Annotated in this window: 10 protein-coding genes and 1 pseudogene; 8 read left to right on the top strand and 3 right to left on the bottom strand. The window is 65.7% G+C overall.

The window, feature by feature from the left end; genetic code table 11:
* Positions 1-40: 40 nt before the first annotated feature.
* Positions 41-1,717, bottom strand: a complete 1,677-nt coding sequence (gene prpR, locus ASD15_RS30100) for a propionate catabolism operon regulatory protein PrpR (RefSeq protein ID WP_057158762.1) — start codon at positions 1,715-1,717, stop codon at positions 41-43.
* Positions 1,718-1,877: 160 nt separating this feature from the next.
* On the opposite strand from prpR, the gene prpB reads away from it, so the two are divergent.
* The 7 genes from prpB to ASD15_RS30065 all read left to right on the top strand — a co-directional run bounded on the left by prpB (position 1,878) and on the right by ASD15_RS30065 (position 13,271).
* Positions 1,878-2,768 (top strand): methylisocitrate lyase, encoded by an 891-nt coding sequence (prpB, locus tag ASD15_RS30095; RefSeq protein ID WP_057158761.1) that lies wholly within the window; start codon positions 1,878-1,880, stop codon positions 2,766-2,768.
* 15 nt (positions 2,769-2,783) lie between these two features.
* Entirely contained in the window at positions 2,784-3,935 is a 1,152-nt protein-coding gene (gene prpC, locus ASD15_RS30090) for a 2-methylcitrate synthase (RefSeq protein WP_057158760.1), read from the top strand.
* Positions 3,935-6,529, top strand: coding sequence for a Fe/S-dependent 2-methylisocitrate dehydratase AcnD (acnD, locus tag ASD15_RS30085; RefSeq protein WP_057158759.1), 2,595 nt, complete (start codon positions 3,935-3,937; stop codon positions 6,527-6,529). Before prpC ends, acnD begins: the two co-directional genes overlap by 1 nt.
* A gap of 2 nt (positions 6,530-6,531) precedes the next feature.
* Positions 6,532-7,734 (top strand): 2-methylaconitate cis-trans isomerase PrpF, encoded by a 1,203-nt coding sequence (gene prpF, locus ASD15_RS30080; RefSeq protein ID WP_057158997.1) that lies wholly within the window; start codon positions 6,532-6,534, stop codon positions 7,732-7,734.
* A gap of 105 nt (positions 7,735-7,839) precedes the next feature.
* Complete coding sequence (locus ASD15_RS30075; protein ID WP_057158758.1) at positions 7,840-8,148, top strand: DUF485 domain-containing protein; 309 nt, start codon at positions 7,840-7,842, stop codon at positions 8,146-8,148.
* Positions 8,145-9,818 (top strand): cation acetate symporter, encoded by a 1,674-nt coding sequence (locus ASD15_RS30070; protein WP_057158757.1) that lies wholly within the window; start codon positions 8,145-8,147, stop codon positions 9,816-9,818. The genes ASD15_RS30075 and ASD15_RS30070 overlap by 4 nt, the downstream gene beginning before the upstream one ends.
* Positions 9,819-9,995: 177 nt before the next feature.
* The gene (locus ASD15_RS30065) at positions 9,996-13,271 is read left to right on the top strand and encodes a bifunctional diguanylate cyclase/phosphodiesterase (protein ID WP_057158756.1); all 3,276 of its coding nucleotides are present in this window, start codon (positions 9,996-9,998) and stop codon (positions 13,269-13,271) included.
* Between the two features lie 9 nt (positions 13,272-13,280).
* On the opposite strand, the gene xth is transcribed toward ASD15_RS30065, so the two are convergent.
* Both xth and ASD15_RS32055 read right to left on the bottom strand, forming a co-directional pair.
* Positions 13,281-14,048 (bottom strand): exodeoxyribonuclease III, encoded by a 768-nt coding sequence (gene xth, locus ASD15_RS30060; RefSeq protein WP_057158755.1) that lies wholly within the window; start codon positions 14,046-14,048, stop codon positions 13,281-13,283.
* Positions 14,049-14,084: 36 nt separating this feature from the next.
* A pseudogene (locus ASD15_RS32055) lies at positions 14,085-14,420 on the bottom strand (LysR substrate-binding domain-containing protein); the annotation flags it as partial.
* Here ASD15_RS32055 and ASD15_RS33935 point away from each other — a divergent pair.
* Positions 14,328-14,582 carry a putative quinol monooxygenase gene (locus ASD15_RS33935; protein ID WP_057158996.1) on the top strand — a complete coding sequence of 85 codons (255 nt, stop codon included), beginning with the start codon at positions 14,328-14,330 and terminating at the stop codon, positions 14,580-14,582. The pseudogene ASD15_RS32055 and the gene ASD15_RS33935 overlap by 93 nt on opposite strands.
* Positions 14,583-14,833 lie beyond the last annotated feature (251 nt).

Below are 14,833 nucleotides of genomic sequence, written 5' to 3'. Positions count from 1 at the left end.
GCGGCTTGGCGCCTGGCGCGTAAGCCGCCTGGGGGAGGCGTTAGCTACCCTGCTCGGCGCGCAGGCGGCGCCAGAGGGTGGTGCGGCTGATGCCGAGGTAGTCGGCGGCGGCGTCGCGGCGGCCGCCGAAACGTGCGAGAACGGCGCTGGCACTTTCCTGGCTGCCAGTGCCGCCCGCCGACGCGGCGGGCGACGGGAAGGGGCCGCTGGCGGCTGCCAGGGCCGCTCCGGCGCCTGCCGCCGCCATGCTGGCGCTGCCCTGCAGCTCGGGCGCGACGCCCAGCACGAAACCTGGAGTGAGCGCCTGCAGCGGCTCGGCCGCCAGGAACAGCGCCAGCCGTTCGGTCAGGTTGCGCAGTTCGCGCACGTTGCCCGGCCAGCCGTAGCCCAGCAGCAGCGGGGCGCAGGCGCTGATTTCGGCGTGCAGATTGGGATGCGGCCGCGCGCCCAGCGCCGCCAGCGCGTTCTTCAGCGACCACTCCGCCAGCGGAACGATATCGTCCGCGCGCTCGCGCAGCGGCGGCAGCGCCAGGCGCAGCACCGCCAGCCGGTAGAACAGGTCGGCGCGGAAGCGGCCTTCGCGCACACGCTGCTCGAGGTCGCAGTGGGTAGCGCTGATGATGCGCACGTTGATGGCGATCGGCCGCGTGCCGCCGACCCGCACCACTTCGCGCTCCTCCAGCACCCGCAGCAGGCGCGTTTGCAGCGCCAGCGGCATTTCGCCGATTTCGTCCAAAAACAGCGTGCCCCGGTTGGCCGCTTCGAACAGTCCCGCGTGCCCGCCGCGCCGCGCGCCGGTGAACGCGCCTTCCTCATGCCCGAACAGTTCGGACTCCAGCAGCGACTCGGCGATGGCGCCGCAATTGACCGCCACGAAGGGCCGGTTCGCCCCCAGCGCGCGCGGCGCTTCGCGGTGGATGGCCTGCGCCACCAGTTCCTTGCCGCAGCCGGTCTCGCCCTGGATCAGCACCGTGGCGGGTGACTTCGCGTACAGCACCACGGCCTGCCGCGTCTTTTCCATCGCGGCCGATTCGCCGCGCAGATCGTTCAGGCCATGGCGTGCGCGCAGCGTGTCCGCCACCACGCCCACGCGGCTGCGCGCGCGGTTCGCCTCGAGCTGGGTCAGGCGCGCCATTTCCAGTGCGTCGTCGAAGGCGCGCCGGATCGATGCGGCGGAGTACATGAACACCGCCGTCAGTCCGGCTTCCTCGGCCAGGTCGGTGATCAGCCCCGCGCCGACGATGGCGCGCACGCCGGACGCCTTCAGGTCGTTGATCTGGGCCCTTGCATCCTCTTCGGTGGCGTAGGTGCGCTGCGCCACGTCGAAACCGAAGGTGGCGGTAAACTCGGCCAGCTCGGTCATCTTGTCCTGGTAGGTGATGACGCCGATGCGTTCGGACACCCGCCGCGCGCGCGCCAGTGCCTGCATCACGTCGAAACCGCTGGCCTTGGCGATCACCACCGGCACCGACAGCCGCCCCTTCAGGTAGGCCGCGTTGGAGCCGGCTGCGATCACCGCGTCGCAGCGCTCCGTGGCCATGCGTTCGCGGATGTGGCGCGCCGCCTCGTCGAAACCGAGGTTGATCGGTTCTATCGTGGCCAGCTCGTCGTATTCCAGCGTGATGTCACGGAACAGCTCGGACAGGCGCGACACGGCCACCGTCCAGATTACGGGTTTGTCGGCGGCATCGAAGGGCGGGGGAGAAGCATGGCGCATGTTTCAATTGTAGTCCATTCTGGTTTCAATGTTTCATTGTGTTTCAATATGAAACATGCGACGCTGTTGCCCATGGAGGCAAGTGCTTGATTTTGCGGTACTTCAGCATCTGGCACGGCATTTGCAATAGTGGCTGCAACCTAACTTGAAAGGGCATCACATGAGCCAATACTCCGCAGGCGCCGCGTTCCGCAAAGCCGTCCAGGAAGAGTCCCCGCTGCAGGTCGTCGGCGCCATCAACGCCAACCACGCGCTGCTGGCCAAGCGCGCCGGCTTCAAGGCCATCTACCTGTCCGGCGGCGGCGTCGCAGCCGGTTCGCTGGGCCTGCCCGACCTGGGCATCTCCAACCTGGACGACGTGCTGACCGACGTGCGCCGCATCACCGACGTGTGCGACCTGCCGCTGCTGGTGGACGTGGACACTGGCTTTGGCGCTTCCGCCTTCAATGTGGCGCGCACCGTCAAGTCCATGATCAAGTTCGGCGCCGCCGCCATGCACATCGAAGACCAGGTGGGCGCCAAGCGCTGCGGCCACCGTCCGGGCAAGGAAATCGTATCGAAGGCAGAGATGGTGGACCGCATCAAGGCCGCCGTCGATGCGCGCACCGACGAGAACTTCGTCATCATGGCCCGCACCGACGCGCTGGCCGTGGAAGGCCTGGACGCCGCCATCGAGCGCGCCGTGGCCTGCGTGGAAGCCGGCGCCGACATGATCTTCCCTGAAGCGATGATCTCGCTCGACATGTACAAGCAGTTCGCCAAGGCGGTGGGCGTGCCCATCCTGGCCAACATCACCGAGTTCGGCGCCACCCCGCTGTTCACGGTGGACGAGCTGCGCTCGGCCGACGTCGGCCTGGTGCTGTACCCGCTGTCCGCCTTCCGCGCCATGAACAAGGCTGCGGAAAACGTCTACGGCGCGATCCGCCGCGACGGCACCCAGCAGGGCGTGCTGGACACCATGCAGACCCGCCAGGAGCTGTATGAGCGCATCAACTACCACGACTTCGAACAGAAGCTGGACGCCCTGTTCGCTGCGAAAAAAAATAGCTAATCGAGGAGACCCCAAATGACCGAACAAGCCCCTACCTTCAAGCCTAAAAAATCCGTTGCCCTGTCCGGCGTTACCGCCGGCAATACCGCATTGTGCTCGGTCGGTAAAACCGGCAACGACCTGCACTACCGCGGCTACGACATCCTGGACGTGGCCACCACCAGCGAGTTCGAGGAAATCGCCTTCCTGCTGGTGCACGGCAAGCTGCCCACCGAATCGGAACTGCGCGGCTACAAGGCCAGGCTGAAATCGCTGCGCGGCCTGCCGCAGGCGGTCAAGTCGGCGCTCGAAGCGCTGCCAGCGTCGGCCCACCCGATGGACGTGATGCGCACCGGCTGCTCCGTGCTGGGCTGCGTGCTGCCGGAAAAGGATGACCACAACGTGCCGGGTGCGCGCGACATCGCCGACCGCCTGATGGCGTCCTTCGGCTCCATGCTGCTGTACTGGTACCACTACAGCCATAACGGCAAACGCATCGAAGTGGAAACCGACGATGACTCCATCGGCGGCCACTTCCTGCACCTGCTGCATGGCGAGAAGCCGAGCGCATCGTGGGTCAAAGCCATGCACGTGTCGCTGATCCTGTACGCGGAACACGAGTTCAACGCATCCACCTTCACCAGCCGCGTCATCGCCGGCACCGGTTCCGACATCCACTCGGCCATCACCGGCGCCATCGGCGCGCTGCGCGGCCCGAAACACGGCGGCGCCAACGAGTTCGCGTTCGAGATCCAGAAGCGCTACGAGAACGCCGACGAAGCCGAAGCGGACATCCGCAAGCGCGTGGAAAACAAGGAAGTGGTGATCGGCTTCGGCCATCCCGTGTACACCATCTCCGACCCGCGCAACGTGGTCATCAAGGAGGTCGCGCGCAAGCTGTCCGAGGAAGCCGGTTCGACCAAGATGTTCGACATCGCCGAGCGTCTGGAGTCGGTGATGTGGGAAATCAAGAAGATGTTCCCCAACCTGGACTGGTTCTCGGCCGTGTCCTACCACATGATGGGCGTGCCGACCGCCATGTTCACGCCGCTGTTCGTCATTTCGCGCACCTCCGGCTGGGCCGCCCACATCATTGAGCAGCGCATCGACAACAAGATCATCCGCCCGAGCGCGAACTACGTCGGCCCGGACGACCTGAGTTTCGTGCCGATCAAGGACCGTAAATAATGAACTCCGCTCACCGCAAGCCCCTCCCGGGCACCAAGCTAGACTACTTCGACGCGCGTGCCGCGGTCGATGCCATCCAGCCAGGCGCGTACGACAAGCTGCCGTACACCTCGCGCGTGCTGGCCGAGAACTTGGTGCGCCGCTGCGACCCGGCCACGCTGAACGCGTCGCTGTCCCAGCTGATAGAACGCAAGCGCGACCTGGACTTCCCGTGGTTCCCCGCCCGCGTGGTGTGCCACGACATCCTGGGCCAGACCGCGCTGGTGGACCTGGCCGGCCTGCGCGACGCCATCGCCCTGCAGGGCGGCGATCCGGCCCTGGTCAACCCGGTGGTGCCGACCCAGCTGGTGGTGGACCACTCGCTGGCGGTGGAATGCGGCGGCTTCGATCCTGACGCTTTCGACAAGAATCGCGCCATTGAAGACCGGCGCAACGAAGACCGCTTCGACTTTATCAACTGGACCAAGAAGGCGTTCAAGAATGTCGATGTGATCCCGCCCGGAAACGGCATCCTGCACCAGATCAACCTGGAGCGCATGTCGCCCGTGGTGCAGGTGCAGAACGGCGTGGCCTATCCGGACACGCTGGTGGGCACCGACTCGCATACCCCGATGGTGGACGCGCTGGGCGTGATCGCCATCGGCGTGGGCGGCCTGGAAGCGGAGAGCGTGATGCTGGGCCGCGCCTCCTGGATGCGCCTGCCGGATATCATCGGCGTGGAGCTGACCGGCAAGCCGGGCGAAGGCATCACCGCCACCGATACGGTGCTGGCGCTGACCGAATTCCTGCGCAAGGAAAAAGTGGTGTCGTCCTACCTGGAGTTCTTCGGCGAGGGCGCTACCCACCTGACACTGGGCGACCGCGCGACGATCTCCAACATGGCGCCGGAATTCGGTTCCACCGCCGCCATGTTCTACATCGACGACCAGACCATCAAGTACCTGAAGCTGACCGGCCGCGACGCCGCGCTGGTGGACCTGGTGGAGGTCTACGCCAAGGAGACCGGCCTGTGGGCCGATGAACTCAAGCACGCCAAGTACGAACGCGTGATCCGCTTCGATCTCTCGACGGTGGTGCGCAATATCGCCGGCCCGTCCAATCCCCACAAGCGGGTGCCGACCTCCGAGTTGGCCGCGCGCGGCATTTCCGGCGTGGTGGAAAGCGAGCCGGGCTTGATGCCGGACGGCGCCGTCATCATCGCCGCCATCACCAGCTGCACCAATACCAACAACCCGCGCAACATGATCGCTGCCGGCCTGCTGGCGCGCAACGCCAACAAGCTGGGCCTAAGCCGCAAGCCCTGGGTGAAAAGCTCGCTGGCGCCCGGTTCCAAGGCCGTGACGCTGTACCTGGAAGAGGCGCACCTGATGCGCGAGCTGGAACAGCTGGGCTTCGGCGTGGTGGCATACGCCTGCACCACCTGCAACGGCATGTCGGGGGCGCTCGACCCTGTCATCCAGAAGGAAGTCATCGAGCGCGACTTGTACGCCACCGCTGTCCTGTCCGGCAACCGCAACTTCGACGGCCGCATCCATCCCTACGCCAAGCAGGCCTTCCTGGCTTCGCCGCCGCTGGTGGTGGCCTACGCCATCGCCGGCACCATCCGCTTCGACATCGAAAAGGATGTGCTGGGCGTGACGGCCGACGGCAAGGAGATCCGCCTGGCCGACATCTGGCCGAGCGACGAAGACATCGACGCCCTGGTCGCGGCCAGCGTCAAGCCCGAGCACTTCCACAAGGTCTACATCCCGATGTTCGCCAAGCAGGCCGACGACGGCGTGAACGTCAGCCCGCTGTACGACTGGCGTCCGCAGACCACCTACATCCGCCGCCCGCCGTACTGGGAAGGCGCGCTGGCCGGCGCGCGCAGCCTGGCCGGCATGCGTCCGCTGGCGGTGCTGGGCGACAACATCACCACCGACCACCTGTCGCCGTCGAACGCCATCATGCTCGACAGCGCGGCCGGCGAATACCTGGCGAAAATGGGCTTGCCGGAAGAGGACTTCAATTCCTACGCCACCCACCGCGGCGACCACCTGACCGCGCAGCGCGCCACCTTTGCCAACCCGACGCTGAAGAACGAAATGGTGCTGGAAGACGGCAAGGTGAAAGCCGGTTCGCTGGCGCGCATCGAGCCGGAAGGCAAGGTCACGCGCATGTGGGAAGCCATTGAAACCTATATGGAGCGCAAGCAGCCGCTGATCGTGATCGCCGGCGCGGACTATGGCCAGGGTTCTTCGCGCGACTGGGCCGCCAAAGGCGTGCGCCTGGCCGGCGTGGAAGCGATCGCGGCCGAAGGCTTCGAGCGCATCCACCGCACCAACCTGGTGGGCATGGGCGTGCTGCCGCTGGAGTTTACGCCGGGCGTGAACCGCCTGACCCTGGGCATCGACGGCACCGAGACCTTCGATGTGAAAGGCGAGCGCACGCCGCGCGCCGTGCTCACGCTGGTGATCCACCGCAGGAACGGCGACACCGTCGAGGTACCGGTGATCTGCCGCCTGGACACGGCGGAGGAAGTGTCGATCTACGAAGCGGGCGGTGTGTTGCAGCGCTTCGCACAGGATTTCCTCGAATCGGCAAAGGCTGCATGACCATGGCACACCAGGCTCAAATCAAGATTGCCGCCACCTATATGCGTGGCGGCACCAGCAAGGGCGTGTTCTTCCGCCTGCAGGACCTGCCGCAAGCGGCGCAGCTTCCGGGCAAGGCGCGCGACGCCTTGCTGCTGCGCGTGATCGGCAGCCCGGACCCGTATGGCAAGCAGATCGACGGCATGGGCGGCGCCACATCGAGCACCAGCAAAACGGTGATCCTGTCGAAAAGCGCCAGGCCGGAGCACGATGTCGACTACCTGTTCGGCCAGGTCGCCATCGACAAGGCCTTCGTCGACTGGAGCGGCAACTGCGGCAACCTGTCGGCGGCCGTCGGCGCCTTCGCCATCAGCGGAGGCCTGGTGGATGCTGGCCGCGTGCCGCGCGACGGTGTGGCCGTGGTGCGCATCTGGCAGGCCAACATCGGCAAGACCATCATCGCCCACGTTCCCATGAACAATGGCGAAGTGCAGGAAACCGGCGACTTCGAACTGGACGGCGTGACCTTCCCGGCGGCCGAAGTGCAGCTCGAATTCATGGACCCGGCGGCGGACGAGGAGGGCGCGGGCGAGGGGGCGAGCAAGTCGATGTTCCCGACCGGGAACCTGGTCGATGAACTGGAAGTGCCGGACGTCGGCACCTTCAAAGCGACCATGATCAACGCCGGCATTCCGACCATCTTCGTCAACGCGGAAGACATCGGCTACACCGGTACCGAACTGCAGGACGTGATCAACGGCGACAGCAAGGCGCTGGCGCGCTTTGAAGCCATCCGCGCCTACGGCGCGCTGCGCATGGGCCTCATCAAGCATATCGATGAAGCCGCGCAGCGGCAGCACACCCCGAAGGTGGCCTTCGTTGCGCCGCCGTCTGCTTACCTGTCTTCCAGCGGCAAGCCAGTGGCTGCGGGCGATATCGATTTGCTGGTGCGTGCGCTGTCGATGGGCAAGCTGCACCACGCCATGATGGGCACCGCCGCAGTGGCCATCGGCACGGCCGCTGCGGTGCCGGGCACGCTGGTCAATTTGGCGGCGGGCGGCGGCGCGCGCAGCGCGGTGCGCTTCGGCCATCCGTCGGGCACCTTGCGCGTCGGCGCCGAAGCGACCCAGGCTGGCGCTGAATGGAGCGTCACCAAGGCCATTATGAGCCGCAGCGCGCGGGTGCTGATGGAAGGCTGGGTGCGCGTGCCCGGTGACGCGTTCTGAATTTTTTTCAGGACGCGTAAGGGGCCGGTAAGTCTGGCGGTTTATTGTGGACGCAAGCTCTGGGAAAAGAGCACCGTCCACATATCAAACCCAAGGAGACAAGCCGTGCATGACGATCTCGTTCAACAAATCAAGCGCGACCCCAGCTACCATCAGCTGGTCAAGTCGCGCTCCCGCTACGGCTGGGCGCTGACCGCGCTCATGATGCTGGTCTACTACGGCTACATCTTGCTGATCGCCTTCAACAAGGAATTCCTCGCCGCGAAAACCGGCGCCGGCGTGATGACCTGGGGCATGCCGATCGGCTTGCTCGTCATCGTGTTCACGGTGCTGGTCACGGCGGTCTATGTGCGCCGCGCCAACGGCCAGTTCGACGAGCTGACCCAGGCCATACAGCAGCGGGTGCAAGCATGAACGCCGCGCAACGCAGCCTGAGCTGGCTTGGCGCGCTGGCGCTGCTGGGTGCCAGCGGCGCCGCGCTGGCGGCCGGGGCCGACCTCGGCCAGGCCGAGCGCCAGCCCACCAACTGGACCGCCATCGTGATGTTCGGCGCCTTCGTCGTGTTCACGCTGTTCGTCACCAAGTGGGCGGCGGCCAAGACCAAGTCGGCGTCCGACTTCTACACCGCCGGCGGCGGCATCACCGGTTTCCAGAATGGCCTGGCCATCGCCGGCGACTACATGTCGGCCGCTTCCTTCCTCGGCATTTCCGCCGCAGTGTTCCTGAACGGCTACGACGGCTTGATCTACGCCATCGGCTTCCTGGTGGGCTGGCCCGTGATCACCTTCCTGATGGCGGAGCGCTTGCGCAACCTGGGCCGCTTCACTTTTGCCGACGTTGCCGCCTACCGCTTCAAGCAGGCGCCGATCCGCATTTTCTCGGCCTCCGGCACGCTGGTGGTGGTGGCCTTCTACCTGATCGCGCAGATGGTCGGCGCCGGTCAGCTGATCAAGCTGCTGTTCGGTCTCGAATACTGGATCGCGGTGGTGCTGGTCGGCTCGCTGATGATGATCTACGTGCTGTTCGGCGGCATGACCGCCACCACCTGGGTGCAGATCATCAAGGCGGTGATGCTGCTCGGCGGCGCCAGCTTCATGGCCATCGTGGTGCTGGCGCAGTTCAACTTCAGTCCCGAAGCGCTGTTCGCCAAATCGGTTGAAGTGCATGCCAAGGGCGACGCCATCATGGGGCCCGGCACCTTTATCAAGGACCCGGTCTCCGCGATCTCCTTCGGCATGGCGCTGATGTTCGGCACCGCCGGGCTGCCGCACATCCTGATGCGGTTCTTCACCGTGCCAAGCGCGAAGGAAGCGCGCAAGTCGGTGTTCTGGGCCACCACCTGGATCGCCTACTTCTACGTGCTGACCTTCATCATCGGCTTCGGCGCCATCGTACTGGTGAGCACCAATCCGGAGTTCAAGGACGCCGCCGGCAAACTGCTGGGCGGGAACAACATGGCGGCTATCCACCTGGCCAAGGCCGTGGGCGGCGACGTCTTCCTGGGCTTCATCTCCGCAGTGGCCTTTGCCACCATCCTGGCGGTGGTGGCCGGCCTGACGCTGTCGGGTGCTTCGGCCGTGTCGCATGACCTGTACGCCACTGTCTTCAAGAAGGGCAAGGCCAGCAGCACCAGCGAACTGCGCGTGTCGCGCCTGACCACCATCGCGCTGGGCGTGGTCGCCGTGGTGCTGGGCATCGTGTTCGAGAAGCAGAACATTGCCTTCATGGTATCGCTGGCCTTTGCCATCGCCGCGTCGGCCAACTTCCCGGTGCTGTTCATGTCGGTCCTATGGAAGGACTGCACCACCCGCGGCGCCACCATCGGCGGCTTTATCGGCCTGATCTCCGCCGTGGTGCTGACGGTGCTGTCGAAGTCGGTGTGGGTGGACGTGCTTGGCAATGCCGCCGAGGTGTTCCCGTACGCTTCGCCGGCCATCTTCTCGATGCCGGCCGGCTTCCTCGGCATCTGCCTGTTCTCGCTGCTGGACAAGAGCGCACGCGCCCGCATCGACCGCGCCGGCTACGAGGCGCAGCAAATGCGCTCGGAGACCGGCATCGGCGCTGCCGGAGCCAGCGCGCACTGACACGCCGGGCAGTTTCAGGCGTATTGTTGTAACTATGCCCGGCCAGACCGGGCATAGTCGCTTTTAGAGGGCGATGTCGGGCAGTCCGGTGGCAATAACGGCGGTTTGTGGTTATGATCTGCCAACTACGCTGCCGCTGGAGACAGGCATCGTTTCTAACAAGGTGCCAAGGTGTACATGAGTCGTATTCCGCCCCATCCGGATTCCGTGGCCGAGGCTTTGCTGCTGATCGGCCTGCCCGCGTGCGCGTGCGGCGGCGACGGGCTGGTGCTCGCATCCAGCCCGGAGCTGGACCAGTTGCTCGGCTTTGCCGCCCAGGGCCATCCGGCGGCCGACGTGTTCGCGCGCCACGCGCGCGCCGACAGCGCCGCGCGGCTGAAGCAGGCGCTGGAGGCGGGCGCCGGCGCGCTGCTGAAGTGGGACAGCTGCCTGGCGCACGCGGACGGCCAGTACATCCCGGTGCAAGCCACGCTCAAGCCGCTGCCGGGCGAAGGCGCGGCCGGCGGCGCCATCCTGGTGTTCCACGACACCAGCAGCTTCCAGCGCGACCAGCGCGCGCTGCGCAAGACGCTGCTGGAACAGCAGGCCATCCTCGAGAACGCGGCGGTTGGCATCATCTTCGGCAAGGCCGGCTTCATCATCGAATGCAATATCCGCGCGGCCGAAATGTTCGGCTACGCGCGCGACGAGATGGAAGGGGCCAGCGGCAACATGCTGTACGCCACGGACGAGATCCGCCTGCGCGTGGCCGAGCAGTCGCGTCCCTTGCTGGTGCAGGGCCAGTCCTACAAATCCGAAGTGCAGCTGCGCCGCAAGGATGGTGCGCTGTTCTGGGGCCGCATCTACGGGCGCTCGCTGGACCCGTCGGACATCGCCGAGGGCACGGTCTGGATCGTGGAGGACATCAGCGAGCAGCGCGCGGCCGAGGAAAGCATGCGCAAGGTGCTGATGGAACAGAACGCCATCCTGGACAACGCCTCGGTCGGCATCCTGTTCACCAAGGCGCAGACGCTGCTGAGCTGCAATCCGCGCATGGCCGAAATGTTCGGCTACACGCGCGACGAGATGTATGGGCGGCCGTCGGTGGAGGTGTTCCCGTCGCTGCAGGCGTATGCGGAGTTCGGCCGCGAAGCCGGCCCGCTGCTCGGCAGCGGCCTGCCTTTCGAAAAGAAGGAATTCCAGTTCAAGCGCAAGGACGGCAGCCTGCTGTGGTGCCGCGTGCGCGCGCAGGCCATCAGCCACGAAAGCGGCGACGGCGGCACCATCTGGATCCTGGAGGACATCACGCTCTCGCGCCAGACGCAGATGGAAGTCGAAGCCATCATGACCAACGCGTCGATCAGCATCCTGTTCACCAAGAACCGGGTGATCACGCGCTACAACCGCGGCTTCGCCGAGATGTTCCGCTACGACGGCGACGAGGGCCTGGGCTTGCCCGGCATGTCGCTCTACCCCACGCAGGACGCCTACGAGCGCCTGGGCGCTGCCGCCACCCCCTTCCTGATGGTGGGCAAGCCCTTCCTGACCGAAGTGGAAATGCGGCGCAAGGACAACACCACCTTCTGGGCCCAGCTGATCGCCTACGTGGTCAATCCGGACGACCCGAGCCAGGGCACCATCTGGATCGCCGAGGATCGCACCGAACAAAAGCTGGCCGAGGAATCGCTGCGCAACGCGCTGCTGGAAAACCAGGCGATCCTGGACAGCGCGGTGCTGGGCATCTCGGTGTGCGAGGGCGGCTACAACCTGCGCTGCAACGCCAAGATGGAAGAGCTGTTCGGCTATGCGCCGGGCGAAATGAACAACCTGAGCGTGCAGGCCTTCTACCCCGACCTGCAGGCCTGGGACGCGGCGCGCAAGGAAACCGCGCGCGATTTCCAGGCCGGCCACGTCAACACTTCCGAGTACCAGCTGGTGCGCAAGGACGGCAGCCGCTTCTGGGCGCGCCTGTCCGGCCGCCCGTTCGACATGGCGCAGCCCAACGGCCGCTCGGTATGGCTGGTGGACGACATCACAGCGCGCCGCGCCGACGCCGAAGCGGTGCGCCAGGCGCGCGACGAACTGGAAGTGCGGGTGCTCGAACGCACCGCCGAACTGGCCGGCGCCAACGCGCAGCTGCAGGGCGAGATCGTGGAGCGGCGCCAGGCCGAGGCAAGGGTGCACCACATGGCCTACCACGACAGCCTGACCGGCCTGCCCAACCGTGCCCTGCTGGCCGACCGCCTGGACCGCGCCATGCTGGCCGCGCAGCGCTCGGACCGGCGCCTGGCCGTGATGTTCCTGGACCTGGACCGTTTCAAGACCATCAACGATTCGCTGGGCCATCTGACCGGCGACCAGCTGCTCAAGGAAGTGGCCAGCAGGCTGTGCCGCGCGGTGCGCGCCAGCGACACCGTGGCGCGCCTGGGCGGCGACGAATTCGTGGTGCTGGTGCCGGGCATCCGCTCCATCGAGGAAGCCAGCCGGGTGGCCGAGAAGATCATCGAGGCGCTGGCCGTGCCCTTCCCGCTGGAAGGGCGCATGCTGCACATCACGCCGTCGATCGGCATTTGCGTGTTCCCGGACGACGGCGAGGACGTGGAGACACTGATGCGGCACGCCGACGGCGCCATGTACCACGCCAAGGCTTCCGGCCGCAACAACTACCAGTTCTTCACGCAGAAGATGAACGTGTCGGCGGCCCAGCATTTCGAACTGGAGAACAGCCTGCGCAGCGCGCTGGCGCTGGGCCAGTTCGAGCCGCACTTCCAGCCCATCATGGACATTGCCACGCGCCGCGTGCACGCCATGGAGGTGCTGCTGCGCTGGCGCAGGCCGGGCCTGGGCCTGGTGATGCCGGACAGCTTCATCCCGCTGATCGAGGAAAACGGCATGATCGTGCCGATCGGCGAATGGGTGATGCGGCGCGCCTGCGAGCAGAGCATGGAATGGCTGAAAATGGGGCTGCAGCCGGTGCCGCTGGCGGTGAACCTGTCGGCGCGCCAGTTCATGCACCGCGGCCTGGTGGAATCGGTGCGCCGCATCCTGGACGAAACCGGCATCGACCCGGCCATGATCGAGTTCGAGATCACGGAAACGGCGCTGATGCAGCACGGCGAGCATACGCTGGAGATCCTGGGGCAGATCAACGCGATGGGGATCCGCCTGTCGATCGACGATTTCGGCACCGGCTACTCCAGCCTGGCCTACCTGAAGCGCTTCCCGGTGAGGAAGATCAAGATCGACCGCGCCTTCATCAAGGACCTGGAGCACAGCGCGGAAGACCGCGCCATCGTGGCGGCCATCATCGCGCTGTCGGACAGCCTGCAGATGCCGGTGGTGGCGGAAGGGGTGGAGACGGAAGCCCAGTTCGCCCTGCTGCAGCAGCAGGGCTGCCAGTACGCGCAAGGCTATCTGTTCTCGCAGCCGGTGCCGCACGAAAACGCGCAGCACATGCTGGAGCGGCTGAGCTGACTAAACGGCCTAGTCGCTGAGCGTGGCGACCACCGGCGCGTGGTCGGACGGCTGCTCCCACTTGCGCGGCGCGCGGTCCACTACGCAGGCGGTGCAGCGCGCGGCCAGCGGCGGCGACAGCAGGATATGGTCGATGCGCACGCCCTTGTTCTTCTGGAAGCCCAGCATGCGGTAATCCCACCAGCTGAAGGTCTTCTCGGCCTGCTCGAACATGCGGAACGAGTCCGCCAGGCCCAGCGCAAACAGCGCCTGCAGCGCGGCGCGCTCCGGCTCCGAGCACAGCACCTGGCCGGCCCACAGCACCGGGTCGTGCACGTCGCGGTCGTCGGGGGCGATATTGTAGTCGCCCAGCACCGCCAGGTTCGGATGGAGCGCCGCTTCCAGTTCCAGCCAGTGGCGGAAGGAGGCCAGCCAGCCCAGCTTGTACTCGTACTTGTCGGTGCCCACGGCCTGGCCGTTCGGCACGTAGGCGCACACCACGCGCACGCCGTCGATGGTGGCGGCCAGGATGCGCTGCTGCGCGTCCTCGTAGTGCGGGTTGTTGTGCACCACGTCCGTCATCGGCAGCTTGGACAGGATGGCTACGCCGTTGTAGGTCTTCTGGCCGCTGAAGATCACGTGGTAGCCAGCCGCCTCGATTGCCGCCGTCGGGAATTTGTCATCCGTCAGCTTGGTCTCTTGGATGCACAGCACGTCGACCGGGTTCTCATCCAGCCATTTCAGGACGTGGGGCAGGCGGACGTTGAGCGAGTTGACGTTCCAGGTGGCGAGTTTCATGTGTAGTGTCTTTTCACGTAAATCAGATCCGGCATTCTAACCGAATGCGCCGAGCAGGAATTCGCGCAGCAACTGCGCGCTGGGACCGATGCGCTGCGAGTGCACCAGGTAGATCTCCAGCGGGGCGGTTTGCACTTCCGGCAGCAGATGGATCAGGTCGCCCGAGGCGATCAGCGCGGCCGCGTCGTAGGCTGGCAGGCGTGCCACGCCTTCGCCAGCCAGCACGAAGGCCAGCCGGGCCGCCGCGCTGTCGGTCACCACGTCGCCGCGCACGGGGATCTGCACTTCCTGTCCGCCGGCGCGCGCCGTCAGCGAGCGCTGGGTGGGTGGATACGCCACCCAGCTGAGCCGGGTTGCCTGGGCTACGAAGTGTACCGGGGTGTGGAGGCGCCCGGCTCCCTGCTGCTGATCGAGCGCTACCGCGACGAGGCGGCGCTGGAGGCGCACAAGCAGTCCGGCCACTATCATGCGCTGGTGGTGGGGCCGGTATTGCCGCTGCTCGAGGCCCGCCGGGTGGAGATTTTCCGCCAGTAATGAACGAAACAGCGAGGAAACCCACCCAGCCCGCTTGCGCGGGCTTTTCTTTTTCATCCAGGCAGTCCTATTGTGTTGGCGGAAATTTCCCAACGCGGCAAACTACGCGCTGGCAAAAAAAAGCCAGTGGAATCGAACTATTGATCAGCAAGCTGTTTGCAAAATGTAACAATATGAAAAATAATTGCCGATAGTGCTTCATTGTTATCAAATTGGTACTAATATTCCATAAACGGCAGCCGAAAACAGAA

This window comes from Massilia sp. Root351 (genome assembly GCF_001425045.1).
Classification (GTDB): domain Bacteria; phylum Pseudomonadota; class Gammaproteobacteria; order Burkholderiales; family Burkholderiaceae_D; genus Rugamonas.
This window is presented reverse-complemented; position numbering and strand designations above follow the sequence as displayed.

Bases quoted from the DNA above. Each gene is read 5' to 3' on its own strand.
- acnD (WP_057158759.1), top strand. From the start codon at position 3,935: ATGAACTCCGCTCACCGCAAGCCCCTCCCGGGCACCAAGCTAGACTAC.
- prpR (WP_057158762.1), bottom strand. From the start codon at position 1,717: ATGCGCCATGCTTCTCCCCCGCCCTTCGATGCCGCCGACAAACCCGTA.
- prpF (WP_057158997.1), top strand. From the start codon at position 6,532: ATGGCACACCAGGCTCAAATCAAGATTGCCGCCACCTATATGCGTGGC.
- ASD15_RS30070 (WP_057158757.1), top strand. From the start codon at position 8,145: ATGAACGCCGCGCAACGCAGCCTGAGCTGGCTTGGCGCGCTGGCGCTG.
- ASD15_RS30065 (WP_057158756.1), top strand. From the start codon at position 9,996: ATGAGTCGTATTCCGCCCCATCCGGATTCCGTGGCCGAGGCTTTGCTG.
- prpC (WP_057158760.1), top strand. From the start codon at position 2,784: ATGACCGAACAAGCCCCTACCTTCAAGCCTAAAAAATCCGTTGCCCTG.
- xth (WP_057158755.1), bottom strand. From the start codon at position 14,048: ATGAAACTCGCCACCTGGAACGTCAACTCGCTCAACGTCCGCCTGCCC.
- prpB (WP_057158761.1), top strand. From the start codon at position 1,878: ATGAGCCAATACTCCGCAGGCGCCGCGTTCCGCAAAGCCGTCCAGGAA.